Origin of the sequence: Pseudomonas fluvialis (genome assembly GCF_014207935.1) — a bacterium.
Taxonomy (GTDB): domain Bacteria; phylum Pseudomonadota; class Gammaproteobacteria; order Pseudomonadales; family Pseudomonadaceae; genus Aquipseudomonas; species Aquipseudomonas fluvialis_A.
The window spans coordinates 245,134-270,839 of record NZ_JACHLL010000001.1 but is presented as its reverse complement, the minus strand read 5'-3'; the positions used below and the strand labels follow the sequence as shown (position 1 = coordinate 270,839).

The 25,706-nt window shown below is 65.2% G+C and carries 20 protein-coding genes; 10 read left to right on the top strand and 10 right to left on the bottom strand.

Annotation, left to right across the window (positions count from 1 at the left end; all coding sequences use genetic code 11):
- Positions 1-115 precede the first annotated feature (115 nt).
- Positions 116-1,591 (top strand): AMP nucleosidase, encoded by a 1,476-nt coding sequence (amn, locus tag HNP49_RS01310; protein ID WP_184679919.1) that lies wholly within the window; start codon positions 116-118, stop codon positions 1,589-1,591.
- A 12-nt stretch (positions 1,592-1,603) separates the two neighbouring features.
- On the opposite strand, the gene HNP49_RS01305 is transcribed toward amn, so the two are convergent.
- From HNP49_RS01305 to HNP49_RS01295, 3 genes are all read right to left on the bottom strand, one after another.
- Positions 1,604-2,647 carry a lipase secretion chaperone gene (locus HNP49_RS01305; RefSeq protein WP_184679917.1) on the bottom strand — a complete coding sequence of 348 codons (1,044 nt, stop codon included), beginning with the start codon at positions 2,645-2,647 and terminating at the stop codon, positions 1,604-1,606.
- 76 nt (positions 2,648-2,723) lie between these two features.
- Positions 2,724-3,653 (bottom strand): triacylglycerol lipase, encoded by a 930-nt coding sequence (locus tag HNP49_RS01300; RefSeq protein ID WP_260407025.1) that lies wholly within the window; start codon positions 3,651-3,653, stop codon positions 2,724-2,726.
- Positions 3,654-3,814: 161 nt separating this feature from the next.
- Positions 3,815-4,810, bottom strand: coding sequence for an AraC family transcriptional regulator (locus HNP49_RS01295; protein ID WP_184679915.1), 996 nt, complete (start codon positions 4,808-4,810; stop codon positions 3,815-3,817).
- A 110-nt stretch (positions 4,811-4,920) separates the two neighbouring features.
- Between HNP49_RS01295 and HNP49_RS01290 the strand changes: the two genes are divergently transcribed.
- Positions 4,921-5,814 carry a sterol desaturase family protein gene (locus HNP49_RS01290; protein WP_184679913.1) on the top strand — a complete coding sequence of 298 codons (894 nt, stop codon included), beginning with the start codon at positions 4,921-4,923 and terminating at the stop codon, positions 5,812-5,814.
- Here HNP49_RS01290 and HNP49_RS01285 read toward each other — a convergent pair.
- On the bottom strand, positions 5,735-6,631 hold the full coding sequence (locus HNP49_RS01285; RefSeq protein WP_184679911.1) for a LysR substrate-binding domain-containing protein: 897 nt from the start codon (positions 6,629-6,631) through the stop codon (positions 5,735-5,737). The two genes, HNP49_RS01290 and HNP49_RS01285, sit on opposite strands and share 80 nt — an antisense overlap.
- A 134-nt stretch (positions 6,632-6,765) precedes the next feature.
- On the opposite strand from HNP49_RS01285, the gene HNP49_RS01280 reads away from it, so the two are divergent.
- The 6 genes from HNP49_RS01280 (at position 6,766) to HNP49_RS01255 (ending at position 13,710) form a co-directional block, all read left to right on the top strand.
- The gene (locus HNP49_RS01280; protein ID WP_184679909.1) at positions 6,766-7,818 is read left to right on the top strand and encodes an agmatine/peptidylarginine deiminase; all 1,053 of its coding nucleotides are present in this window, start codon (positions 6,766-6,768) and stop codon (positions 7,816-7,818) included.
- Between the two features lie 4 nt (positions 7,819-7,822).
- Positions 7,823-8,731: an N-carbamoylputrescine amidase gene (aguB, locus tag HNP49_RS01275; protein WP_184679907.1), complete on the top strand. Its 909-nt coding sequence runs from the start codon at positions 7,823-7,825 to the stop codon at positions 8,729-8,731.
- 2 nt (positions 8,732-8,733) lie between these two features.
- Positions 8,734-9,834 (top strand): extracellular solute-binding protein, encoded by a 1,101-nt coding sequence (locus HNP49_RS01270; protein ID WP_184679905.1) that lies wholly within the window; start codon positions 8,734-8,736, stop codon positions 9,832-9,834.
- 91 nt (positions 9,835-9,925) lie between these two features.
- Positions 9,926-10,657, top strand: a complete 732-nt coding sequence (locus HNP49_RS01265) for a TorF family putative porin (RefSeq protein ID WP_184679904.1) — start codon at positions 9,926-9,928, stop codon at positions 10,655-10,657.
- 95 nt (positions 10,658-10,752) lie between these two features.
- Positions 10,753-11,877, top strand: coding sequence for an agmatine/peptidylarginine deiminase (locus HNP49_RS01260; RefSeq protein WP_184679903.1), 1,125 nt, complete (start codon positions 10,753-10,755; stop codon positions 11,875-11,877).
- 174 nt (positions 11,878-12,051) lie between these two features.
- Complete coding sequence (locus HNP49_RS01255; RefSeq protein ID WP_184679902.1) at positions 12,052-13,710, top strand: amidohydrolase; 1,659 nt, start codon at positions 12,052-12,054, stop codon at positions 13,708-13,710.
- Here the strand turns inward: HNP49_RS01255 and HNP49_RS01250 are convergent.
- A complete protein-coding gene (locus tag HNP49_RS01250) occupies positions 13,689-14,759 on the bottom strand; it encodes an MBL fold metallo-hydrolase (protein ID WP_184679901.1) in 1,071 nt (356 codons plus the stop codon). The two genes, HNP49_RS01255 and HNP49_RS01250, sit on opposite strands and share 22 nt — an antisense overlap.
- Before the next feature lie 83 nt (positions 14,760-14,842).
- On the opposite strand from HNP49_RS01250, the gene HNP49_RS01245 reads away from it, so the two are divergent.
- Positions 14,843-15,505 carry a pseudouridine synthase gene (locus HNP49_RS01245; protein WP_184679900.1) on the top strand — a complete coding sequence of 221 codons (663 nt, stop codon included), beginning with the start codon at positions 14,843-14,845 and terminating at the stop codon, positions 15,503-15,505.
- A 39-nt stretch (positions 15,506-15,544) separates the two neighbouring features.
- Here HNP49_RS01245 and HNP49_RS01240 read toward each other — a convergent pair whose 3' ends face one another.
- From HNP49_RS01240 to HNP49_RS01230, 3 genes are read right to left on the bottom strand one after another with little or no spacing between them, the layout of a single operon-like run.
- Entirely contained in the window at positions 15,545-15,913 is a 369-nt protein-coding gene (locus HNP49_RS01240; protein ID WP_184679899.1) for a PilZ domain-containing protein, read from the bottom strand.
- 27 nt (positions 15,914-15,940) lie between these two features.
- The gene (locus HNP49_RS01235; protein ID WP_184679898.1) at positions 15,941-18,097 is read right to left on the bottom strand and encodes a hypothetical protein; all 2,157 of its coding nucleotides are present in this window, start codon (positions 18,095-18,097) and stop codon (positions 15,941-15,943) included.
- On the bottom strand, positions 18,084-19,262 hold the full coding sequence (locus HNP49_RS01230) for a DUF3142 domain-containing protein (protein WP_260407024.1): 1,179 nt from the start codon (positions 19,260-19,262) through the stop codon (positions 18,084-18,086). Before HNP49_RS01230 ends, HNP49_RS01235 begins: the two co-directional genes overlap by 14 nt.
- 101 nt (positions 19,263-19,363) lie before the next feature.
- Here HNP49_RS01230 and HNP49_RS01225 point away from each other — a divergent pair, with 101 nt between their 5' ends.
- The gene (locus tag HNP49_RS01225; RefSeq protein ID WP_184679894.1) at positions 19,364-19,870 is read left to right on the top strand and encodes a DUF3015 domain-containing protein; all 507 of its coding nucleotides are present in this window, start codon (positions 19,364-19,366) and stop codon (positions 19,868-19,870) included.
- A 58-nt stretch (positions 19,871-19,928) separates the two neighbouring features.
- On the opposite strand, the gene glyA is transcribed toward HNP49_RS01225, so the two are convergent.
- Together glyA and HNP49_RS01215 are read right to left on the bottom strand one after the other, a co-directional pair.
- Positions 19,929-21,182 carry a serine hydroxymethyltransferase gene (glyA, locus tag HNP49_RS01220; RefSeq protein ID WP_184679893.1) on the bottom strand — a complete coding sequence of 418 codons (1,254 nt, stop codon included), beginning with the start codon at positions 21,180-21,182 and terminating at the stop codon, positions 19,929-19,931.
- Positions 21,183-21,319: 137 nt separating this feature from the next.
- Positions 21,320-25,438 carry an EAL domain-containing protein gene (locus HNP49_RS01215; RefSeq protein ID WP_184681121.1) on the bottom strand — a complete coding sequence of 1,373 codons (4,119 nt, stop codon included), beginning with the start codon at positions 25,436-25,438 and terminating at the stop codon, positions 21,320-21,322.
- Between the last annotated feature and the right edge of the window lie 268 nt (positions 25,439-25,706).

Here is a 25,706-nt window from a genome sequence, read left to right as displayed (position 1 = left end):
ATACTGGATTTGCCGGGCAGAGCCCAATACCGCTCGGCGCGACGCAAGCAGTACTGGCTTCGCCGGCCCGGCACTGGGCAAGATAGGCGCAGAGGGTTTTGCCAGGAGACGGTTGATGAGTGCCATGCTGTTCAACGAGTTCGTGGTGGCCGCCACTGCCGAGGAGGCCGTCGAGCGGCTGTCAGTGCTGCACCGCCAGGCCCGTGAAGCCCTGAGTCAGGCGCTCAGGCGCTATCTCAAGGAGCGCGCGCAGCCCAGCGCCCTGGAGCGCGAACAGTTCCGCTACCCCGAGCTGCGCCTGACCTACCACTGCCAGGGCGAGGTGCCGAGTACGGTGCGCGCCTATGCCAAGGTGCAGGTGCCGGGTACCTACAGCGTCACGGTCACCCACCCGGATGAATTCCGCCGCTACCTGCTGGACCAGCTCACCCCGCTGATGGCCGATTTCAGCGTGACCATCGAGGTCGGCCTGAGTCAGCAGAACATTCCCTACCCCTATGTGGTCGAGCAGGGTGACGAGCTGGCCGGCTCCGGGGTGACGGCTGCCGAGCTGGCGCGGGTGTTCCCCAGTACCGACCTGTCCACGGTCAGCGACGGCACCGCCGACGGCCTGTACGACTGGGCCAATATCGACCCGCTGCCGCTGGCCCTTTTCGACGCGGCGCGGGTGGATTTCTCCCTGCGCCGTCTGGTGCATTACACCGGCAGCGACTGGCGCCATGTGCAGCCGTGGATTCTGCTGACCAACTACCACCGCTACGTCGACCAGTTCATCCGCCATGGCCTGGATCAGCTGCTGGCCGACACCCGCTACGTGCGCATGGTCCTGCCCGGCAATGTGCTGGTCGAGCGCGGCATGGACGAGGGCGAGATGCAGGCGATCATCGAGGGCGTGGTCTGGCACCGCTACCAGATGCCGGCCTATCACCTGATCGCCGACGACGGCCACGGCACCACGCTGGTCAACATTGGCGTGGGCCCGTCCAACGCCAAGAACATCACCGATCACCTGGCCGTGCTGCGCCCGCACTGCTGGCTGATGATCGGCCACTGCGGCGGCCTGCGGCAGTCGCAGACCATTGGCGACTACGTGCTGGCCCATGCCTATATGCGCCGCGATGGAATACTGGACCGAGTGCTGCCGCCGCACATTCCCATCCCGGCGCTGGCCGAGGTGCAGCAGGCCCTGCAGGAAGCCGCTGCCAAGGTCACCGGCGAGCGTGGTGAGGCGCTGAAGAAGCGCCTGCGCACCGGCACCGTGCTGACCTACGACGACCGCAACTGGGAGCTGCACTGGGCCCACGAACGGGCGCTGATCAACCTGTCGCGGGCCGTGGCGGTGGACATGGAGAGCGGCACCATCGCCGCCCAGGGCTACCGCCTGCGGGTGCCCTACGGCACCCTGCTGTGCGTGTCGGACAAGCCGCTGCACAGCGAGATCAAGCTGCCGGGTTCAGCCACAGGGTTTTATCAGCGTGCGGTCAGCCAGCACCTGGCCATCGGCATCGCCGCGCTCGATCTGCTGCGTGGCCAGCTGGACTCGCTGCACTCGCGCAAGCTGCGCAGCTTCGACGAGCCGCCGTTCCGCTGAGCGTCGGAGGCTCTATTCCTCGGCCTGGGTCAGCTCCAGAACGCGCAGGCGGTCCTGCTCTTCGCGGCTGAACAGGCGCTGGCGCAGGGCCTCGCGCTGGGCCTGACGGTCGGCCGCATCGAGTGGCGCAGCTTCCAGGCGGCGGACTTCCTCGCGGTAATCCTGGTAGCGTCCGCGCAAGGCCCGGTCCGCTTCGTATTCCTGGAACAGGCGCTCCACGGCCTCGGGCGGATAGTCGCGGGCCAGCACCTCGCGCACGCGCGCAGGGTCCTGCTCCTCGGCGAGGAGCCTGGCGGTGGCATTCATGCGCCGGGTTTCCTCGGCGTAGCGCTGACGACTGGCCTGGATGGCCGGCGGCATCTGTGTTTCCAGCTGCGCCAGGGCCTGGTTGCGCTGGGCCTCGCTGAGGCGGCTGTCGGCTTGCAGCTCAAGGCGCGCGAGGGTCAGCCTGCCGTAGGCTTCTTCCTCGGCGAAGAAGGCGTCGCTGACGGCGCCTCCCAGGTGTTCGCGGCGCAGGCGCTGGATCTGCTCGGCGATCTGTCGGAGTTGCCCGATCTGGCTGGCCTGGGTCACGTCCTGCAGGGGCGCGAGCGGTGTCTGCTCGAGTGTCATCAGTGCCAGGCGGTAGTTCACATAGTGCTGCAGCAGCTCGCGCAACTGCTCGTGCGCGGGCGTCTTGAGCTGTGCCTGGGCGTCCAGCAGCAGGGCCTGGCGCGCCTTGGCCAGGCCGACGCGGTCTGCCTGGGTAATGAAGAAGTCGAGATAGTCGCGCAGGGCCAGGTCTACGATCAGGTTGCCGGCACTGTCTTCGGCCACGCGGCCGTCGACCTGGATTTCCAGGCCCAGCTCGGCCAGCACGGGCGCGCGCGCGGTACTGTGCGCCGGCGTTGGCGTGGGGGTGCCCGGGCTGGCCTTGACCGGTTCGGGCGCGACCGTGGGTCTGGCGCTGTGTGTCGCTGTGGGCGGTGCCCTGTTGAAGTGGATTAGGCCGAGACCCAGGGCCACGCCGAACAGGGGCGTAACGAGCAGGGCCAGCAGGACGGGTTTGTTGGGCATGCGAACTCCTTGGGCATGGGCTCGGCTGTTGGCGCCGCGGCGCAGTGCCGCGGGCCGTTCTGTCAGCAGTTCGCGGTTACAGGCCCTTGAGCTGCAGGCGGTTTGCGTGCTGGCGATAGAGCGCGACGGGGTCGGTCAGGCCGCGGATGCCGCTCATCTGATTGACCTCGTCCATGTGGTTCATGTTGTAGCTGTCGCCGATCACCTGGCCCAGGTAGCTGGAGCAGACGCCGACCAGGCCGTCGTTCTTCTCGCTGCCGATCAGCGCGCTGGTGGTCACCAGGAACGGATCGACCAGGTCGAGGGCGTTGGTGTAGGCGGCGTTACCGCTCCAGGAGTAGTAGCGGATCGGGTAGCCCTTGACGTTCTGCACCTCGGTGGACTTGGCGCAGCTGCTGCTGGTGTTGACGCCCCATGGGTATTTGCTGGTCAGCGTGGCGCTGCCGGTGGTGGTCAGGGAGTTGAGGGCGGCGATGGCGTCCTGTTGATGGAAGTTGCCGGACATGATGCCGACCAGGTAGCCGACGGCATTGGAAATGGCGGCGGTATACAGGCTGGTGCCCTGGGCGTCGGCCACCTTGGTGCCCTTGTTGACGCCGCCGACCGAAGTCACCGATGCCACCAGGTCCGGACGCAGGCCGGCGGCGACACGCGCGGTCGGCGAACCCTGGCTGTGGCCGATGAGGTTGACCTTGCCGCCATTGGCGGTGGCCCAGGGGGTCATCTGCTTGACCAGTTCGGCGCCGCGCTGCTCGCTGCTGTTGAAGGCTGCCACGCTGGCGATATAGACCTTGGCGCCACTGCGTTCGAGGTTGAAGGGCACGGTGTAGAAGTAGTCGTACAGGCCGGCGATGCTGTCGAAACCGGTCAGGCCGTGGACCAGTACGATCGGGTACTTGGTCTGGGTGTAGCCCGCTGCCTGGACGGCAGGGGTGAGGCTGAGGCAGGTGAGGGCCGTAATGCCGGCCAGGGCGAGGGTGCAGCGTTTGTGCATGGGTTTGTGCATGGGTCGGGTCTCCACGAATCTTGTAGTTGTAGGTTGCCGGGAGACAACATCCGGCACGGCACTCTAGGAGCCGCACGGGGCACCCTCCAATCGCGAGAAGGGGTGAATTTGCCGTGGTCAACTTTGGTATGACTGGTTGGTCACGACTGGTCGCGGCGCGTCTAGTTGCGAGAGGCGGTGCCGGGTTGGCGGGCGCGGCGCCGCCAGTCCCGCGGGCTGCTGCCGTGCCATTGGGCAAAGGCGCGGCTGAAGGCACTCTGCTGGGAGAAGCCGAGCAGGGCGGCGATTTCGCTGAGCGGCAGTTGCGCGTCCTGCAGGTAGCCTTCGGCCAGTTGCCGGCGTGTATCGTCCAGCAGTTGCTGGAAGCTCAGCCCCTGTTCGCCCAGATGGCGCTGCAGGGTGCGCGGCGAGCGGTGCAGCTGGCTGGCCAGGTCGGCCAGACTGGCCCGGCCATCACGCAGCAGCGGGATCAGCGCCTGCTGGCATTGCTGCAGCAGGCCGCCCTGTTGCTGCTGGCGCAGGAACCCCTCGGCCTGGGCGTCGAGTAGCGCCAGCAGGGCCGGGTCGGCCTGGCGCAGCGGCAGCTGCAGGTAGTGCAGGGGCAGGACGATGCGCGTGCTGCGCTGGGCAAAACGCACCGGGCAGCCGAAGAACGCGGTGTAGGGGGCTAGGTCGGCTGGGGGCGGATTGACGAAATCCACGGCGCTGACAGGCAGCGCCTGCCCTGTCATGTTGCGCGCCAGCTGCACCAGTGCCGCCACGCCGGTTTCATCGACCAACTGCCCCGGGCAGCCGCAGGCGATGCCCCATTCCACGATGACCTGCTCGCCTTCGAGGCGCAGCTGCGCCGGATTGACGTCGTACACCAGGGCATGAAAACGCTCCAGCCGCTGCAGCGCCTCGCCCAGAGTGGTGCAGGCCAGTGCCGCATAGCCGACCACGCCGAAGTGCCGCGGGCTGATGCCGGCGGCAATCTCCAGGCCCAGTGCCGGGCGTTGCAGGGCGATGTCGGCGCGCTGCAGCAGGCTCTGCCACAGTGGCATCGGCACCTGCCCGTGGCTGCCGGCCGGTGGCGGGCCGAGCAGAGTCGGGCCGTCGACACCTAGCCGCGCGAGGTATTCGTAGAGCAGGGTGACGTAGCTGGTGGCGATGCGCATGCGGACTCGCAGGTTGGCGTGATTGGTCAAAAAGATAGCGGGGACGGTCAAGCCTGGCCAGCGCTTTTGCCGCACGCTTGGCGCACTGGAAAACCGTGTGGAGCCTGACCATGGAATTGCTTGCCGAGCTGTGGGGCGCCGTCGATGTGCGTCGCGATCTGCTGCTGATTCTGACCCCGCTGTTTATCGCCACCCTGGCCGCCGAGTGGCTGAAAATGCGTGAGCGCGGCGTCTACCGACTGGGTGATTCGCTGGCCAGCCTCGGCCTGGGCGGCATCTATCTGCTGGCCGACGCGTTGCTGGTACTGGTGCTGGTGCTGCCGGCCTATTACTGGGTGCATGCCCACCGCGTGCTGGACTTCAGCATGACGCCGCTGGCCTATGTGGCGCTCTTCTTCGGTCTGGAGCTGTGCTACTACGCCTTTCACCGCGCCAGTCACCGCATCCGCTGGTTCTGGGCGGCGCACGTGGTGCACCACAGCTCGGAGCACATGAACTTCACCACCGCCATGCGCCAGAGCCTGTTCTACGGCGTGGCCGGCAACTGGCTGTTCTACCTGCCGCTGGTGTGGCTGGGCTTTGCACCGGAGTGGGTGCTGTTCATGCTCTCGGTGAGTCTGGCCTATCAGTACTTCGTGCATACCCAGGCGGTGCACAAGCTGCCGCGCTGGTTCGAGTGGTTCTTCAATACTCCTTCGCACCACCGCGCTCACCACGGCCGCAACCCGCAGTACATCGACCGCAACTACGGCGGCATCCTGATCATTTACGACCGCCTGTTCGGCACCTTCGTCGAAGAGCAGGAGGAGGTCGACTACGGCATCGTGCGCCAGGTACAGAGCTTCAACCCGCTGTGGCTGAACCTGCACGAATGGGTCGATCTGGCTCGCGATGTGGCACGCCCCGGTCCTCTGTTACAGCGCCTCAGGCACCTGTGGATGCCGCCGGAGTGGCAGCGGCCGGAGGCAACTGAAGCCGCTCAGCCAGCCACTGACAGAAGCTGACCGTCAGCGGGTCTGCCTCGCTGTCGCGATGCACCAGCCAGCTCCAGCGCGGACCGCGCACGCGCTGTTCGACCAGTGGCTGCAACGTGCCTTGTTCGCGAGCTTCGCTCGACAGCAGCTCGCTGGTCAGGGCGATGCCAAGCCCCTGGCTGGCGGCATCCAGCAGCAAGCCTGGGTCGGAGAAATTCAGCCCCTGGCTGTGCTGGCCCACGTCTGCGCCGCCCTGTATCTGCCAGTGGCTCCAGTCCATTTCCCGTTCGCCATGCAGGGTGGTGCGCGCCTCGGCGGGCTGGCTCAGCACGTTGGGGTGAGCGACCGGCAATAGGCGGTCTTCCAGCAGGACGCGGTAGTTGCACTCGGCCTGGGCGGTGAGGTCATCGCGCACGGCGACATCGATGGTCTGGGTGGCCATGTCCGGTACCTCGTCACTGGTGAACAGCCACAGGTCGATCTGCGGGTGATGCTGATGAAAATCTGCCAGATGCGGAACCAGCCAGTGGCGGGCGAAGGCCGGAGTGGTGTTGACCACCAACTGATTGGGTTTGCGGTACTGCTCAAGCCGACGGATGCCCACGGCCAGTTGCTGCAGCAGCGCCTGGGTGGTGCTGAGCAGATCGAAGCCCGCATCGGTCAGGGCCACGCTGCGGCCCTGACGGAAAAACAGTGGCTGTTCCAGATAGCTTTCCAGGCTGCGGATCTGCTGGCTGATGGCCGACTGGGTGAGGTGCAGCTCCTCGGCGGCCTTGTGGAAGCTGCCCAGGCGGGCGGCCGCTTCGAAGCCGCGCAAGGCATTCAGGGGAGGCCAGTGCTTGAGCATGATTGATAAGTCCTGCTAATCAGAATTGCGCAAAATCTATCGTTTGTTGCTGCATTTTTACAGGCCTAGCATGCAAGTCATTACCGCGTCTGCGGTTTTGTTTGATAACAAAGACTTAATTGATAGGCACTTTTATGCAGTTTGCTAGCGACGTACACAACGGCTGGGTAATGCCTGCCGAATGGGTTCCACATGCCGCCACCTGGATGGCCTTCCCGCACAATAAAGCGCTCTGGGAGTCGGGCTGGGGCGTGACTCTGGCCGAGGTGCAGGTTGATTTTGCCCGCGTGGCCAACGCCATTGCGCGCTTCGAACCGGTGAAAATGGTGGTCGACCCGTCCGCTGTGGCCCGTGCCCGCGAGCTGTGTGGTGCCAATATCGAGCTGATCGAACTGGCCATCAATGACAGCTGGTGCCGTGACTCCGGGCCCAGCTTTGTCTGCCATCCGCAGTTGGGGCTGGCCGGTGTGAGCTGGCGCTTCAATGCCTGGGGCGGAAAATCAGCCCATGATCTGGACGAGAGCCTGGCCCGGCGCATCCTCAACGGCCTGGGTCTGGAGTGCTTCGGCACACCGCTGAGCAATGAAGGTGGCGCCATCCATGTGGATGGCGAGGGCACCCTGATCACCACCGAATCGGTGCTGCTCAACCCCAACCGCAATCCGGGCATGAGCAAGGCCGAGATGGAAGAGGTCTTCACCCGCCTGCTGGGCGTGAAGAAGACCATCTGGCTGCCGGGCGATCCGCAATACGTTACGGGCGACATGACCGACGGCCATGTGGATGGTGTGTGCGCCTTCGCCAAGCCGGGTGCGCTGCTGGTCGACGCCACCCATGACAAGGGTTCGGTCTATGCCGAGGTGGTGCGTGAGAACCGTCGCGCCCTGGAGCTGGCTACCGATGCCCGTGGTCGTCAGTTCGAGCTGATCGACCTGTATGAGGCCACCGACGCCGTGGACACCGAGGCGGAAGTGTTCTGTGCCTCCTACACCAACTTCTACATCTGCAATGGCGCCATCATCATGCCGGCTTACGGTATTGCCGCCGATGATGAGGCGGCCGCTACCCTGCGCATGGCCTTCCCGGGCCGCGAAGTGGTTCCGGTGCAGATCAACCAACTGGCCCATGGCGGTGGCGGTGTGCATTGCATTACCCAGCAGCAGCCGGCCTGGCCGTTGAAGGGGTGAAGTCATGAGCAAGCTGACTGTCGCTACCACCCAGTTTGCCTGCAGCTGGGACCTGAAACAGAACCTAGACCGTGCCGAGGAACTGGTGCGTGAAGCCGCTGCTAAAGGCGCGCAACTGATCCTGCTGCAGGAGCTGTTCGCCACCCCGTATTTCTGCATCGAGCAGGACCACAAGCACCTGGCGCTGGCCGAAGAGTACAAGAGCAGTCCGCTGCTCAAGCGCTTCGCCGCGCTGGCTGGTGAGTTGGGTGTGGTACTGCCGCTGTCCTGGTTCGAGAAGGCCGGCAATGCCTACTTCAATTCGCTGACTGTGGCCGATGCCGATGGCCGTCTGCTCGGGGTGTATCGCAAGACACATATCCCCAACGCCATCGGCTATCAGGAGAAGGAATACTTCAGCCCAGGCGATACCGGCTTCCGTGTCTGGGACACCGCCTTCGGTCGCATCGGTGTGGGTATCTGCTGGGACCAGTGGTTCCCCGAGACGGCCCGCTGTCTGGCCCTGCAGGGTGCCGAAGTGTTGCTGTTCCCCACCGCCATCGGCTCCGAGCCGGGCGCTGCGGCGCTGGACTCGCGCGATCACTGGCAGCTGACCCAGCGTGGCCACGCGGCCGCCAACATCATGCCGGTGATTGCCGCCAACCGTGTCGGCCGTGAAGTGGCGACCACCGACCCGGCGTTGCAGATGAGTTTCTATGGCTCGTCCTTCATCACCGACCACAAGGGCAAGCTGCTGGCTGAAGCCGATCGCGACACCAGTGGTGTGCTGGTTCGTGAACTGGACCTGGCAGCCATGCGCGAAGAGCGCCTGACCTGGGGTGTCTACCGCGACCGCCGGCCGGAAATGTATGGCCCGCTGCTCGGCCTGGACGGCCAGAAAACGCATATCCACTGGCAAACGCCGGGAGTCTGAGCATGAACGCATTGAACAAGCTGTTGGTTGGCTCGCTGAGCCTTGCACTGGGCTGTGCGGTACTTTCGGCCAAGGCCGAAGAGAAAACCCTGAAGCTGTATAACTGGGCCGACTACTTCGCCGAGGACACCCTGACCCGGTTCACTCAGGAAACCGGTATCAAGGTCATCTACGACGTCATGGACAGCAGCGAGACGCTGGAAGCCAAGATGATGTCCGGCCACAGTGGCTACGACCTGATCTTCCCTGGCGACACCGTGGCCGAGCGGCTGATGCGTGCCGGCGCTTTGCAAAAGCTGGACAAGAGCAAGCTGGAACATCTGGACGACATCGAGCCGGGCCTGCAAGCGCTGCAGACCAAGTACCCCTACTCGCGCCACGCCGTGGTGCCCTACACCTGGGGCTCGATCGGCCTGACCTACAACGTCGAGATGATCAACCAGCGCATGCCGAATGCGCCGACCAACAGTCTTGATCTGCTGTTCAAGCCGGAGCTGGCAGCCAAGTTCGCCGACTGTGGTATCTCCATGATCGACTCGCCCGACGAGGTGCTGGCCGTGGTGCTCAACTACCTCGGACATGAGCCGCGCAGTGGCAAGGCTGAGGATCTGGCTGAGGCCACGGCGCTGCTCAAGTCGATCAAACCCTACATCCGCAAGTTCCAGTCGCAGCCGGTGACCCAGCTGGTCAATGGTGATATCTGCCTGTCGCTGGGTTACAGCGGCGACATGACCCAGGCTCAGCGCAGTGCCGATGCCGCGGGCAAGAAGGTGCAGTTCGCCTACCGCATCCCGCGCGAGGGCAGCACCATCTGGATGGACACCATGGCCATTCCCAAGGATGCCCAGCATCCGGAATACGCCTACGCGCTGATCAACTTCATCATGCGCCCGCAGAACATGGCGGATATCAGCAGCTTCACCGGTTACCCCACTTCCAGTGCCAAGGCCCGTCCGCTGGTGGCCGAGGACATGCGTGGCAACCCGGACATCTACGTGGATGAGGCGACCTACGCCCGGCTGATTCCCGGCAAGGACATCCCTCAGCGCGATATGCGTGCCCGCATGCGAGCCTGGACGGCGTTCAAGACCGCCCAACACTGATCCCCGTTCCCTGATTAGCCCTCACCGTCGCAGCTCCGGCTGCCGGCGGAGGGCTTCTTCGGCCCGAAAAACAACAAGAAGAGAGCGCTCCATGAAACCACTCGCCTCACTCAGCCTTGCCGCCGCACTGTCCGCTGCGGCCTCGATCACTCAGGCCATCGAGTTGAACCAGGACTTCGGCCTGTACCTGGATGCCGGCGCCTACAGCGACTACCGCACACGCGGCATCTCGCAGACGCAGAACGACCCGGCCGTGCAGGGCTCGGCCACCCTCAGCCATGCCAGCGGGCTGTATGCCGGGGTCTGGAGTTCCAACGTCGACTTCGGCCTGGGCAGCGATACCCGCCAGGAGATCGACTATTTCGCCGGTTACAACTGGCAGATCAGCGATGACATCAGCCTGGACACCGCCTACTACAAGTACGCCTATCCCAGGCAGGGCGACCTCAACTACAGCGAGGTCTACAGCAAGCTCAGTGCCTACGGCTTCCAGATTGGCGGCTACTACTCGGACGATCTGGGCGGCAACCAGAGCATGCTCTACAGCTTCGTCGGCTACAGCCATGTGCTGCCGGCGGAGATCGGCATGGATCTGCGCTATGGCTTGGTCGACTACAAGGACCCGCTGTTCATCGACAGCCAGGGCGACACTCGCGACAGCTACCACGAGTGGCAGGTCAAGCTGAGCAAGGAGCTGCTGGGGCTGAACTGGTCGGCCAGCTACATCGACACCGACCTGTCCGACAGCGAGTGCCTCAATTACATGGGCTTCGACGACGTCTGCTCGGCGACCCTGGTACTGGGTGTGAACAAGACCTTCTAACGCTTCGAGGGAGCCGCACGCCAGGGAGGGCGGCGCCGGGCCTCGGAGTCGGTCGCGGGCGTCAGCCAATCACTACCAACGGAGAGAGCAGCAACATGTCGACACGTCGTGAATTCATCAAACAGCTCACCCTCGCGGCCGGCGTGGGTGCGGTATCCACCCTGGGGTTGGGCCTGAGTGCGCCGCGCGTGCGTGCCGCCCTGGCGGGTAACTGGTACATGCCGGACGAGCATGCGCTGCAGGAACGGGTATTTCTCGCCTTCGCCGCGTCCACCGCAATCTGGGAAGACTGGGCGACCCCGGTCAACAACTGCATTGCCCTGCTGGCCAAGACCATCGCCAAGTACCAGCCGGTGACGGTGCTCTGCCGCGCCAACCAACTGAGTCTGGCCAAGCAGAAGTGCGGCACCAGCAACATTCAATTTCTCACGATGCCGCTCAATGACATCTGGGTGCGCGACTACGGCGGCTGCTTCGTCGTCGATGGTCAGGGTGGGCGCGGTCTGGTCGACTTCAATTTCAACGGCTGGGGCGGTAAGCAGGCCTCTGGCAGTGATACGCAGGTGGCCGACAGCCTTAGCTACGAGCTGGATGCGACCTATATCGGCAGTCAGCTGACCGGCGAGGGTGGCGGCATCGAGGTCGATGGCCATGGCACGGCGATCATGACAGAGAGCTGCTGGGTCAACAGCAACCGCAACCCGGGTATGAGCAAGGCGCAGATCGAGGCGGAGCTCAAAGCCAATCTGGGTCTGCGCAAGATCATCTGGCTGCCGGGCATCAAGGACAAGGACATCACCGACGCCCACGTCGACTTCTATGCGCGCTTCGTCAAACCGGGCGTGGTGATCGCCAATCTGGACAACGATCCGAAGTCCTATGACTACGCGGTGACCCGCACCCACCTGAATATCCTGCAGAGCGCCACCGATGCCGATGGCCGCAAGCTGGTGGTACACACCCTGCCGCCGCCCCTGAAAAAGCGCAGCAACGTCTACACCCAGAACAATCCGGATTTCGCTCCGGGCTACATCAACTACCTGCCGATCAACGGCGCGGTGATCGCCCCGCAGTTCGGCGACGCGGCGGCGGACAAGTACTGCAAGGACCTGCTGACCAAGCTCTACCCGGGGCGCACCGTGGTGCAGGTCAATATCGACCCGATCGCCGCTGGCGGTGGTGGCATCCACTGCGTGACCAAGAACATGCCGCGCGTGTGATCTTTACTTGCTCCAATGAGGGGTGACGTGTGCCCCTCCTTTTCCCCATGCCTGGTTGATGCGCAGCACCATCCCGGTATTGCTGGTTATGCGCTCCCACACCTCGGACTGGCGCATGCCGCAATACTGGCTGCGGATTAGCCTGGCATGGCTTTTTTGGAGTGGTCTTGTGCCATGCGACGACTTGTCCTGTCCTGCTTCACGCTGGTCGCTTCCTGCGCTTTTGCCGAGGAGCAGGCTGCCAGCCTGGTACTGCATAACGCCCGCATCCATACCGTCAACGATGAACAGCCCTGGGCACAGGCCCTGGCGATCGATGAGGACGGCCGCATCCTGGCGGTCGGCAGCGATGCCGAGGTCGAGGAATATGCCGATGACCGGACCGAGTTCGTCGATCTGAAGGGGCGTCTGGTGCTGCCTGGTTTTCAGGATACCCATGCCCATGTGCTGGATGCCTCCTCCGAGGCTCAGGCCGACTGTCCGCTGCAGGCCGACGAGAGCCTTGAACAGTGGCTGGACGCTATCGGTGACTGCAGCGATTCCGCATCAGGAACATGGTTGCTGGGCAGCGGCTTTGCCTTGCATACCCTGTTGCAGAGCGGGCAGAGCCCGCGTGCACTGCTGGACCAGATCGCGCAGGATCGGCCGGTGGCCATCATGGAAGAGACTTCGCACGCTTACTGGCTCAACAGTGAAGCTCTGCGCCTGGCCGGCTTCGAACAGGCTCAGGATGATCCTGAGGGTGGGGTGATTCTGCGGGATGCCCAGGGGCGGCCCAGCGGTATTGTCCTCGACAACGCCGGCGACCTGGTGATGGACAAAGCGCTGCCTCCCTCCAAAGCACTGCAGGAAACCTACTATCAGGCCGTATTGGCCGGCCAGGAGGAGTTGGCTCGCAACGGCATCACCTCGGTGGCCGATGCTCGGGTGTTCTGGCGGCGAGGGCATCTGCAGGCCTGGCAGCGTGCGGCGGCTGCCGACCAGTTGCTGGCCCGAACCAGCCTTGGGCTCTGGGCCTATCCGCAGCTGGAAGACGACGATCAGTTGGCGGCGCTGGCGGATCTGTATGACGCAGGTCGCGAAGATTCACTGCTGCGCGTCAATCAGATCAAGCTGTACGTGGACGGTATCGTGCACAACACCACCGCCCGTTTGCGCGAGCCTTACCAGAGCAGCTTGCCGGGCGTCGATCCACGGGGGCTGTATTACTTCACGCCTGTGCGGCTGCAGCGCTATGCCCGCGAGCTGACCGCAGTGGGTTTTGATCTGCATATCCACACCATCGGGGATCAGGCGGTGAGGGATGCGCTGGACGCCATCGAGCAGGCGGAGAAGGGGCGTCACCGCCTGACCCATGTGGAGCTGGTGACTCAGGAGGATGTGCCACGCTTTCGGCAGTTGGGCGTGATCGCCGATTTCCAGCCCAGCCCCTATTTCACGCCCTCGTTTCTCAAGGACAACCAGCCGCTGATTGGCCCGCGCGCCTACCGCATGCTGCCAATGCGTGAGCTGTACGACAGCGGCGCGCCTGTGACCCTGAGTTCTGACTGGGATGTGAACCCGCTGTCGCCGCTGGGCATCCTGCAGAATGCCCTGAGTCTGGGGCCTCGCAGCCTGCCCAGCCTGGAGGCGGCGGTAAGGGCCTATACCCTCGATGCGGCCTATACCTTGCGCCAGGAGCAGGACACCGGCTCGCTGGAGGTGGGCAAGCAGGCCGATCTGGTGCTGCTGGACCGCGATATCTTCAAACTGCCGGTCAACCAGATCGGCCAGGCCAAGGTGCTCTGGACCCTGCTCGGCGGCGAGGAAACCTACCGCGCGCCTTCGTTCTGAGGCTTGCTTTCCGGCAGTACAGGCACCTGCCAGTGCTCGCCAGGCTTGGGCGCGCGGAACTGCTCGGCCGGCACCTGCCAGTCGAGTAGTGCCTGGTGCAGAGCCTGGGGCGGAGCGAACTGGTTCTCGTCACTGAGGTTGAAGGTGCCGAAGTGGATGGCCATGCTCTGCTGGCTCTCCAGCTGACGGTGGGCCTGCACGGCGTCGTCGGGGTTCATGTGGTTGTCGCGCATGAACCAACGAGGCGCGTAGGCGCCGATCGGCAGGGCGGCAAAGCGCATGGGGCCGAAGCGCTGGTGGATCAGCTTGAACTCGGGGCCTAGTCCGGTATCGCCGGGGAACAGCACCGGGCCTTGCGCCGAGTCGAGGACAAAACCCAGCCACAGGGACTGATTGACGTCGCTGCGGCTGCGGGATGACCAGTGTTGTGCCGGCACGGCATGCAGGGTCAGCTCATCGTTGAGTGCCAGCGATTGCCACCAGTCCAGTTCGGTGATGTGCTGCAGGCCGCTCTGGCGGATCAGCGCGGCATTGCCCAGGCCGGTAACCACGCGCGCCCGGGGGTAGCGTTCGGCGAGCAGGCGCAGGGTCGCCAGGTCGAGGTGGTCGTAGTGGTTGTGACTGACGAGGATTACGTCGATCGGCGGCAGCGCGTCCAGGGTCACTCCCGGCGGGTGAAAACGCTTCGGTCCGACCCAGCTGAACGGACTGGAGCGCTCGCTCCACAGGGGGTCGGTGAGGATGTTCAGGCCATGCTGCTGGATCAGCAGGGTGGCGTGGTTGACGTAGGTGACGTGTAGTTCGTTTCCTTCTACCCGTTCTGTCAAGCGCGGCGGTTCGGCCGGCCCGGGTTGCGGCAGCCAGTCCACTTGCGGTTCACGGTTGAACTGCCATTTCAGGAAGCTCCAGAAACTGTGGTGCGGCTTGGGCTCGATATTGCGGAAGCGCTGGCCATCGAAGTGGTCGCTGACCGGGCCCTGATAGGGCGTGGTGCAGCCGGCCAACGTCAGCAGACTGATCAGCCAGGTGGGACGCAGGGCGCGTGACATGTGGTCGTTTCTCGCTTGCCGGGGACAGAGGCAAAACCTAGCATGCGCGCCAGCACTTCTGCCCAGCCAACTGATTGCCAGTCATGTCACGTCCGCCGCGCCCCCGATCGCCGCACTCCAAGCCTTCGCCTCAGTCCCGTTCCGCGCCGCGCGCGGCATCGGCGGTCGGGCGGCGGGTCGCCAAGCCGGCTCCGGCGCAGGCGAAGCTGATCCTGCTGAACAAGCCGTTCGATGTGCTTACCCAGTTTCAGGATGAGCAGGGTCGCGCCACGCTCAAGGACTTTGTCGATGTGTCGGGCGTGTATCCGGCAGGTCGTCTGGACCGCGACAGCGAAGGCCTGTTGCTGCTGACCAATGACGGTCAACTGCAGGCGCGCATTGCCGACCCCAGGCACAAGCTGAGCAAGACCTACTGGGTGCAGGTCGAGGGTGAGCCCAGCGAGGCCCAGCTGAAACAACTGCGTGACGGTGTGCTGCTCAATGACGGGCCGACGCTGCCGGCCGAGGCACGGCAGATCGACGAGCCGGAATTGTGGGAGCGCCACCCGCCGGTCCGTTTTCGCAAGAGCGTACCGACCGCCTGGCTGGAACTGGTGATTCGCGAGGGGCGCAACCGTCAGGTGCGGCGCATGACGGCCGCCGTGGGCCTGCCGACCCTGCGTCTGGTGCGGGTGCGCATCGGCCCCTTTGCTCTCGAGGGGCTGCAGCCGGGGCAGTGGCGTGAGGTGCCGGCGCGGCTGGAGTGAGGCCCGGCCCGGAGACAAACCGGGCTATGAGGCTAAGGGTTACTCGCCGCCGAGGGCGGCCAGTTCGCGTTCCAGCAGACCCAGGTCGCCGAGGTTGAGTTCGACCAGGCGGCGTAGGTGGCTGATCGAGTCCAGGTCGATGTGCCGGCAGACGAAGCCGAGCATCGGGCCGTCCTGGCGGGTCAGCACCACTTCCATTTCCACGCGGATATCGCTGCCCAGGGTGATGATGGCCTTGAGCGGCTGATTGGTATCGGCATTCCACTGCGCCGGCGCATGCACCATCAGACCCTTCAGCGACACGTCGTGCAGTTGCACCGGCCAGTGCCGTTCACCCTGCTGCAGCTCGGTGAGGGCGTCGAAGGCGATGCGCTGGAAGCGCCGGCGCTCGGAAACGGACTCGGTCATGACGGGACTCCTGATGGGTTTGCTTTACTATAGACCCTGGCTGCCGGCGCGGCGACGCCACAGGGCGATCCCGCCTCCGAGCAGCAGGCCGGCGGCGCCAAGCAGCGGCAGCTTCCACGGCCCCAGGCTGTGGCGGATGGCGCTGGCCTGTTCCTGCCACTGGCGTGTCTGCGCCGCGGCAAAATCCGGTTCCTGGCACTGGCGGCCGAAGTCGGCGGCCCAGGGCACGTAGGGGCCGTTCTCCACATACTGGCGATACAGGCGTCGGGCACTGGCCAGATCGACATATTCCACCCAGCCGCTGCCCTGGCAGAGGGTCGCGGCATAGGCCTGGCTGGACTGCGGCAGCTGGGCGGCGGCCTGTTCGGCCAGGGTCGCCGCCAGGTAGCGGTAGTGGTAACGCAGATTGGGCTGGGCCAGGTGATCAAGCTGGCGGCTGGCTTCGGCCTTGCTCAGCCAGGGCCCTGGCTGCAGTTGCACGGGGCCGAAGGAATAGCTGCCACCGAGGACCTGATAGTCGGGGCCCATTTCGCTGCCCAGTAGTTCCATACCATGTTGGCGGGCCAGCAGGCCGGCGCGGTACAGCGCCTCGGCCTGACCGATGGAGCTCCAGCGCGACTGCGCCTGCTCGCGGGCCTCGGCATAGTCATGGGCATGTTGCTGCAGTTCTGAACGTGCAAAGTAATCGGCCGCGTCATCCCAGCGCTCCGCGCGCAGCAGTCGCCGGCCCAGCAGCTCACGCAGGCGGGCGGCGACCGGCAGGGGTTCGTAGCTGTCGGCGGCCGGGATCTGCTCGGGCGTCGGGGCGGGTACGTGCTGGTCGACAAACGTCTTCAACTCATCGAGGGTCAGCACCCGTTCGGCCACTTCGGCGGTGTCGTACCAGTACAGATCGCCGCTGGCATAGAGCAGCTCGAAGGCTTGCAGATAGTCACCTCGTTCCAGGGCGAGGATGGCGCTTTCACCCTCGATCCGGCAGCGCGGTTTGACCGTCTCGTAGCTCCAGTCCGGGGCGCGGCGAAAGCCCCATTGTTCGTCATCCGGGAAGGCCTTGGCGGCTTTGGCGTAGGCGTCGCGCGCCGCATCCTTGTCGCCGTCCTGCAAGGCCAGCTTGGCCTGTAGCCACCAGGCCAGGCCGCTGTCGCCCGCGCGCTGGAGAAACTGGCGGGCCCCGCGGTAGTCGCCATGCTGGTAGCTGAGGGCGGCCAGACGATCGGCTTCGGCGAGCAGGCCATCGCCGCGTTGCAGCAGGCGCAGCACGTAGTCCGCACGACCCTCCGGCTGCTCGCCGTAGGACCAGTCCAGGTGACTGAAGAGAAAGGCGGTGAGCAGGCCGGCGACGGCCGATTGCTGCAGCAATGGGGAAAGTTGTTCCTCGGGCATCTGCCCCAGTTCGCGGGCCAGTTGCTTGAGCGAGCTGTAGCCGGTGGGCGAGTCGTGCTGCATCTGGCTGGCATAGAGGCGGATGGCACCGTCCCAGTCGCCGGCCTGCCGCTGCAGGCGGGCTTGTTCGCCGAGGCTGGCGATGCCCAGCTCCAGTGGGTCGGCAAAGCCGCTGCTGCTCAGGGTGCGGGTTTGGGCGAAGGCTGCGCTGGCTTGCTCGCGCAAGACCTGCTGGCGAGCCTGGGCATCTTCCGTGTCGCTGGCCATTTCGCTCTGGTAGCTCAGCGCGCGTCCCAGGGAGTAGGCGGCCCAGGTGCTGCGCAGGGCGCGTTCGCTGGCAGGCAGGGCGAGCAGGCGACGGAAGTAGTCGGCGGCCAGGGGCCAGTCGCCCTGGGCGAAGGCAACGGCGCCGGCACTGTACAGGCGCAACTCGGCGGGCAGGTCGGCCGCGGCGGCTTCTGCGGCGGCGGGGTCGGTGAGTCGGCGCAGTTCGACCAGGCGTGCAGCCTGCTCGGGGCTCAGGCCGGCCTGTTCCAGTTCGTCTCGCTGTTCGATATAGCGCTGGTTATCTTCATCCCACCAGGGTTGCAGGGTGGCTTCGCTGGCCTTGCCCAGTCCGGCAACTGGCTGGCCGAGGCGTGCGGCCTCGACGGCGAAGTTGCCCTCGGGCAGGTCACTGAGGCTGAGCTGGCGATCGCCCAGCAGGCGCAGCTGGAAGTCGGGGCCGCAAGCCAGCGTGGCACTGCTGCCGATAATCAGCGCGCTGCCCAGCAGGGCATGGCGCCAGTCAGGGTTGTGCATTCCATCCTCCTTGATTGATGACTGCGCAGCGTGCCCAGCCCAGCGCCAGTCGGCTACCGGGGCGCAGTTCAGCAGGCTGTTTGCGGATAAACAAGAGCTGCGTCGGCTCGCGCTGCAGATGGAAATGACGCAGGCCGTCGGCGGCGCTGCACTGGCTGGCGGGCAGCTGCAAACGGGTGGGCAGTAGCCAGGGCAGATTGCCGCGGTTGTACAGGCTCAGCTGGCTCAGGCCGTTCTCGCTATGGACCTGCAGCTCACCCTGCGGCTGCAGCGCCTCGCCACGGGCGACAGCCAGTAGTGTTGCCAGCGGCCAGCTGCGGCGGTCGTCGGCCAGAGGCAGGCGAAACCAGATCAGCCCCTGCAGGTGTGGTGGCGGCTGCTCACGCAGCTGGCGTAGCAGCAGGGCCATGGCGTGCGGGTCGCTGCGCAGTTCGCGGCGAGGGGCGCGGTTGTCGAGCGGTGCTTCGGCTTCGATCAGGGGGCGCCGCCCAGCTTCGTCCAGCAGGGCTACGGAATAGGCGGGCAGGGCCAGGAGAAAGGGTGTCTGGCTCTGCCGGCTCCAGCGCTCGGCCCACTGACGGGCTTGAGCGGCATCGAACAACCCCTGGCTGGCGCGCTGCACGGCATGCACCTGCAGCACGCTCTGCTGCACGCTGCCAAGCAGGGCGGGCAGTTCGGGGCTGTCCAGCCAGGCGGGCAGGGCGGTGATGGACAGGCGAATACCCTTGGGCAACTGCTGGTGCAGGGCGGTCAGCAACTGGCGGTAGTGGGCGAGCTGCGCCGTACCGGCATCATGGTCCAGCTCCAGGCCGACCAGCGGCAGGCCGGCACGGCGCCAGTCATCGAGCAGCGCCAGGCTGCGCCGGATCACCTCGGCAGGCTGCTCCGGCAAACGGCCGTCGAGGCGCACCACGGCTACCAGGGGGCGCCCATCGGCCCGCAGCAGTGCCAGGTCGGGACGGGCCGCGCTCCAGCCCGCCTGCGGGTGGTACTGCAGGGCGAGCACGCGCAGCTGGCTGAAGGTTTTGCGCGTCTGCTGCAGGGCTTCGGCGTGACTCGGCCGCCACTGCCGCTGCCAGATGTACAGCTGCTGGTCCAGCTCGGCGGGCGGCGTGCAGCCGCTCAGCAGGCAGAACAGGAGCAGCAGGGTTATCGGCTTGGGCATGATCACATCCATTTGGTCGGCAGAGTCTCCCCGCGGTTTGACAGGGTGGCAAGCCTGGTCAAGGCTCAAAACGCCTTTCCTCTCGCTAGATGGAGCACATGATGAACAAACAACTGCTGGGCAAGGGATTGATGGTGGCTGTACTGGCAAGCATGAGCCTCGGCGCTCACGCGGCGGCGGCCGGTGGCAACGGCTGCGGCTGGGGCAACATGCTGTTCGAAGGCCAGAGCGGCATGGCGCCGCACTTCCTTGCCACGACCACCAACGGCACCTCGGGCAATGCCACCTTCGGTATGACCTCGGGCACCAATGGCTGCGACACCAGCGTCAAGCTGGGCTATGGCGGCCGCTCCATGCTGGCGATGAACGGCATGCTGGAGACCATCGCCGAAGACATGGCCCAAGGGCAGGGCGAGGCGCTGGACGCCTATGCCACCCTGCTGGGCATCGAGGCGCAGGACCGGGCGCATTTTGCCCAGGTCACCCAGCAGCACTTCGGCGAAATCTTCAGCAGTCAGGGCGCCACAGGTGATCAGGTGCTGGCGGCTACTCTTGAGGTAATGAGCCGCGACGATCGACTGGCGCGCTACGCCAAGCAGCCAGCCTGATACTCGCAGGCAATAAAAAACCCGGCATTCGCCGGGTTTTTTATTGCGCGGTGAAGGCTTAGTTGCCGTACACCGGCAGACGGGCGCAGACGGCCTTGACCTTCTCGCGTACGGCGTCGATGACCGACTCGTCGCCCATGTTCTGCAGGATGTCGCAAATCCAGCCGGCCAGCTCGCGGCACTCGGTTTCGCCGAAGCCGCGGGTGGTGACGGCCGGAGTACCGATGCGCAGACCAGAGGTGACGAAGGGCGAGCGCGGGTCGTTCGGCACGCTGTTCTTGTTCACGGTGATGTAGGCGCGACCCAGAGCGGCGTCGGCGTCCTTACCGGTGATGTCCTGCTTGATCAGCGACAGCAGGAACAGGTGGTTCTGAGTGCCACCGGAAACCACGTCGAAACCGCGCTCGATGAACACGGCAGCCATGGCCTGGGCGTTCTTCACGACCTGCTGCTGGTAAGCCTTGAACTCAGGCTGCAGCGCTTCCTTGAAGCACACGGCCTTGGCGGCGATCACGTGCTCCAGCGGGCCACCCTGGCCGCCCGGGAAAACGGCGGAGTTCAGCTTCTTCTCGATCTCTTCGTTGGCCTTGGCCAGGATCAGGCCGCCACGCGGACCGCGCAGGGTCTTGTGGGTGGTGGTGGTGACCACGTCGGCGAACGGTACCGGGTTCGGGTACACGCCGGCGGCAACCAGACCGGCCACGTGGGCCATGTCGACGAACAGGTAGGCACCGACCTTGTCGGCGATGGCGCGGAAGCGGGCGAAGTCCAGTACCTGCGAGTAGGCGCTGAAGCCGGCGATGATCATCTTCGGCTGGTGCTCGACGGCCAGGCGCTCGACTTCGTCGTAGTCGATCAGGCCGGCGTCGGTGATGCCGTACTGCACGGCGTTGTAGATCTTGCCGGAGAAGTTGACGCTGGCGCCGTGGGTCAGGTGACCGCCGTGGGCCAGGCTCATGCCCAGTACGGTGTCGCCCGGCTTGACCAGCGCCTGGAACACGGCGGCGTTGGCCTGGGAACCAGCGTGCGGCTGGACGTTGGCGTAGTCGGCGCCGAACAGCTCTTTGGCGCGGTCGATGGCCAGTTGCTCGACGATGTCGACGTATTCGCAACCGCCGTAGTAGCGCTTGCCCGGATAGCCTTCGGCGTACTTGTTGGTCAGCACGCTGCCCTGGGCTTCCATGACGGCCGGGCTGGTGTAGTTTTCCGAGGCGATCAGCTCGATGTGATGTTCCTGGCGCTGGGCTTCTTGCTCCATCGCGGCAAACAGGTCGGCGTCGAAACGGGCGAGGGTCAAATCACGGCTGAACATGGGCAGTCACCTGGAAAATCAGCTGGGCGGAAAGAATAAGGGGGCGGATTCTAACCCATCTGCCCGGCCCTGGCATATGAATGGGCGTCATGTCGCAGACAAGCGGGGCTCATCGGCAGGGCGCTGCACGGAGTGCCTCAGTTGAGCATGAACAGCGCCGGGCCGCTGAACAGCTGGCAGAACTGGCTGGCCGGCATGGGTTTGCCGAACAGGTAGCCCTGCACCTGATCGCAGCCATGCTCGCGGAGGAAGTCCAGCTGGGCCTGGGTTTCCACGCCTTCGGCGATCACCGCCAGGTTCAGGCTGTGGGCCATGGCGATGATGGCGCGGGCGATCTGCGCATCCTGCTCACCCTCGGGCAGGCCATCGACGAAGCTGCGGTCGATCTTCAGCACATCGATGGGGAACTGCTTGAGGTAGTTGAGCGACGAATAGCCGGTGCCGAAGTCGTCCACCGCGATACACAGGCCGAGGCGTTTGAGACCGGCGAGGATCTGCAGGGTTTCGCCGACGTCACGCATCAGGATGCTCTCGGTCAGCTCCACTTCCAGTGCGGTCGGTGGCAGCTGGAACTCCTGCAGGATGCGTGAGATGCGCAGGCCCAGCTGGCCGTCGGCGAACTGCCGTGCCGAGAGGTTCACCGAGACCTTGGGGATGTTCATGCCGGCAGCTTGCCAGCGTTTCATTTGAGCGCAGGCTTCGGCCAGTACCCAGTCGCCCACCTGCACCACCAGGCCGAGCTCTTCCAGTACCGGAATGAACTCCACGGGCGAGACCAGGCCGCGCGTGGGGTGCTGCCAGCGCAACAGGGCCTCGGCGCCAGTCAGGCAGCGGCCGTCCCCGGAAAACTGCGGCTGGTAGTAGAGGGCGAACTGGCCCTGTTCGAGGGCGTGGCGTAGATCGCTTTCCAGCTCCAGGCGCTCCAGAGCACGGGCGTTCATCTCGGCCTGGTAGAACTGGAAGTTGTTCTTGCCCATCTCCTTCGCGTGGTACATCGCCGTGTCGGCGTTCTTCATCAGCTGGCTCAACTCCTGGCCGTCCTGCGGGCTCAGGGCGATGCCGATGCTGGCGGTGACGAAGAACTCGCGGCCTTCGAGGCGGAAGGGCTGTGCCATGGCGCCGAGGATGGCCTCGGCCACATGAATGGCGCGGTTCAGGGCGCCCTCGCGGGTGCTGCGCGAGGCCAGCAACAGGGTGAACTCGTCGCCACCCATGCGTGCCACGGTTTCGTCTTCATCGACGCAGCCGAGCAGGCGTGCCGCCACTTCCTTGAGCATGCGGTCGCCGGCGGCGTGGCCGAGGGAGTCGTTGATCGGCTTGAAACGGTCGAGGTCGAGGAACATCAGCACCAGCCACTCGCCATGCCGTTCGGCATGCTGCAGCGCGCTGTGCAGACGGTCCTGGAACAGGCTGCGGTTGGGCAGCTGGGTCAGCACGTCGTAGTAGGCCAGGCGGTGGATGCGTTGCTCACTGGCCTTGCGCTCGCTGATGTCGCTGAAGAAGCACACGTAGCTGACCAGGTCGCCTTCGTCGTCGCGAATGGCGGTGATGCCGATCCACGCGGGGAACAGTTCGCCCTGCTTGCGCTTGAGCCATATCTCGCCTTCCCAGCTGCCGCGCAGTTCCAGGTGGTCGATGATGTATTGCAGGGCGCCGGCCTGCTGGTGGTTGGCGGTGAGCACGCCAGGGTGGCGGTCGAGCACTTCGCTGGCCTGGTAGCCGGTGATGCGGCCGAAGGCGTGGTTGACCTGGACGATGGCGCCCGTGGGGTCGGTGACCAGAATCGCGGCGGTGGAATGCTCGAACACCGTGGCGGCCATGCGCAGGTCCTTTTCCGCGCGGCGCTGCTGGCTGATGTCGCGGGCGATGCAGTGCAGGCCGAGGAAGCGGCCACGCTCATCCCACATCAGCATCAGGCGCAGTTCCACCGGGATTTTCTGACCGTCGGCACGAAGGCAATCGAAGAAGAACTGTTGCGAGCCGAGCTGGCGCAGTTGGTTTAACGCCTCGGGTTGTCCCGCTGCGGCACGGATGCGTTCAAGCAGTTCAAGTACACCGGCTATCTGCGCCGGGTTGGCGGCGGTCTTCTGCATGCCGTGCTGCATGACCCACTCGCTGCTGTAGCCGAGGGCTTCTTCCACCGAGGAGCTGACGTAGTTGAGCTGCAGCTGGGCGTCGGTGGTGTAGATCACGTCGCTGGTGCTTTCGGCCAGCAGGCGGTAGCGCCGTTCGTTCTCGCGCAGCGATTCGCGGTCCTCGATCTGCGCGGTGATGTCCTTGGCGATGCCGATCAGGCGGCTGACGCGGCCCTGGGCGTCGCGGGCCAGGGCCTGCTCGCGGATATCGAACCAGTGCCAGCTGCCGTCGCGGTGGCGCCAGCGCAGCTCGAACTGCATCAGCACCTGGTTGCCGACCACCTGCTGGATGTTGCGCATGCGCTGGTACAGCTCGACATCGTCCGGGTGGAGGATCTTTTCCCACAGCTTGTCGCCCAGCGCGCGCAGTTCGGCCTTGCTGTAGCCCAGCTGCGGGCCGAGGTGGTTATTGCTGAACATCACCCGCTTGCCGGGAATGTCATGCACGTAGAGCGTATCCGGCACCGCGCGCACCACCTCGGACCAGAAACGCTCGCGCTCGATCAGCGAGACTTCGATGCGCTTGCGGCTGGTGATGTCGCTGAAGCCCAAGGTCACCGCGTGGTAGTCCTGGAGCATCTCCGGCAGGCGCATCACCAGCCACAGGTGGCGTTCGTGGCCCTGAGGCGTGTGGATGCGGGTTTCAAGTTCCAGCTGGGTCTGGCCACTGATCACGGCGGTGATCAGTTGGAAGGTATGACCGCCGCTGGCAAGGCTGTCGCGCTGCAGCAGGTACTGGTTGACCTGGCTCTGTTCGGCGATGCCCAGCAGGCGCAGGGCGATCTGGTTGGCCTCGGTGATGTGCAGCTGGGCCAGCAGCTCGTCGTGGCGCTGTGGGTGGTCGTTCAGCCAGCGCTCCAGGGCGGTGGCGCTGAAGATGCGCTGCTGGTGGAGGAACTGGCGCAGACCGAGCAGGTCGAGCACGCACAGGGCGGTACTGCTGCCCTCGAAGATATCCTGGTAGCGCCGGCGGGTTTCCTGCATCACACGCAGGGCCTGCTGCTGCTCGGTGACATCGCGCAGTACCCAGACATAGCCAAGCAGGCGGGCATTCTCGCTGAGCTCACTGCGGGTCACGGCGAACTGGCGTGCCTGGCCGTTCTGCAGGATCTGGATGATCTCCGGCTGCTCTTCGCTGAACAGCGCGCTGGCATTCAGCAAGAGCGGGTCGAGGCCCGGCACCAGACTGCGCAGCGGTCGGCCGCTGGCAAGGGCGCTGGACAGGCCGAACATGGCCTCGGCCTGCGGGTTGAGGTAGGTCAGCAGGCCGTCCGGGTCGCTGACCAACACCCGCTCCTCGATCGCGCCGAGGGCACTGGCGGCCTGGTGCAGGCTGCGCCGCGAGGCAGCGTTGAGTTCGCGCAGGCCGCGTTGTTCGCGCTGCAGGCCGTACAGGGTGATCAGGGTCAGGGCGCTGATCAGGGTGAACAGCAGCAGTTTGCCGGCCATGCTCGGCAGCAGTCGGGCCTGCAGGCTGCGGGGGTCGAAGAGTGTGCGCAATTGCCAGTCGGTACCCTGTACGTTCTGGCTGCTCAGGGTTAGGCCCTGGTCTTCGGCGCTCACCGGCACGCTGATCGGGCTGCTCCGGGCCAGGCCCAGGCTGCGGGTGAGGATGCGTTCGCTGGGCTGGTCTTCGAGCAGCCAGGCATATTGCTGCCGCTCGCCCAGCTGCAGGGTTTGACTGAGCAGTTCCAGCGGCAGGCGCAGGATCCAGGAGGCACTTCTGCCATCGTCCGGGTGCTCCTGCAGCAGCAGGTAGATCATGCCGCCACTCTCGCCGCTGAAGGCGTAGTGGTAGGGCTGGGTATGGTGAATGCGGTGCAGGCGCTGGATGAACGTCGAATCGTCGACCTGATGGCTGTCGTACAGGCGCCGTCCCTGGTGATCCAAGTAGGTCAGGCTGTGCAGACCGGGAAAGATGCTGGTCAGCGCAGCGGCCAGTTGCAGGCGGTCGTGGTTGTCGTTCTGGCGGATGATGGCCAGGGCCGAATGGGCCTTGAACTGCAGGCTCAGTTCCAGATCCTGGCCCAGGTGGCTGACGTATTCCTCACTGCGTTCGCGCTGGTTGCTTTCCAGTTGCTGGAACTCGGCGCGCAACTGCCACACCAGTACCCCCAGCATCAGCAGCACCAGGGCGACCAGGGCGCCTTTCAGCGGGCCGCGCACCGGCAGGCCGCTGGCATCGGTCAGCTGGCGGGAAGGACGCTGGGGAGCGGGAACTTGCACGTTATAGGCCTGCTTCTACGGCGAATGGGCAGGAAAGCGGGAGTCAGCCGCGTGGGCTGTTGCAAGCATGCCTGCTGCCGCGGCGAAGTGCCAGTACAGGCGACGAGCGTGGTTTGCCCGCGGGCCTGCATTCCGGTAGCTTTGCGCCACGCGCGCGGGCAGG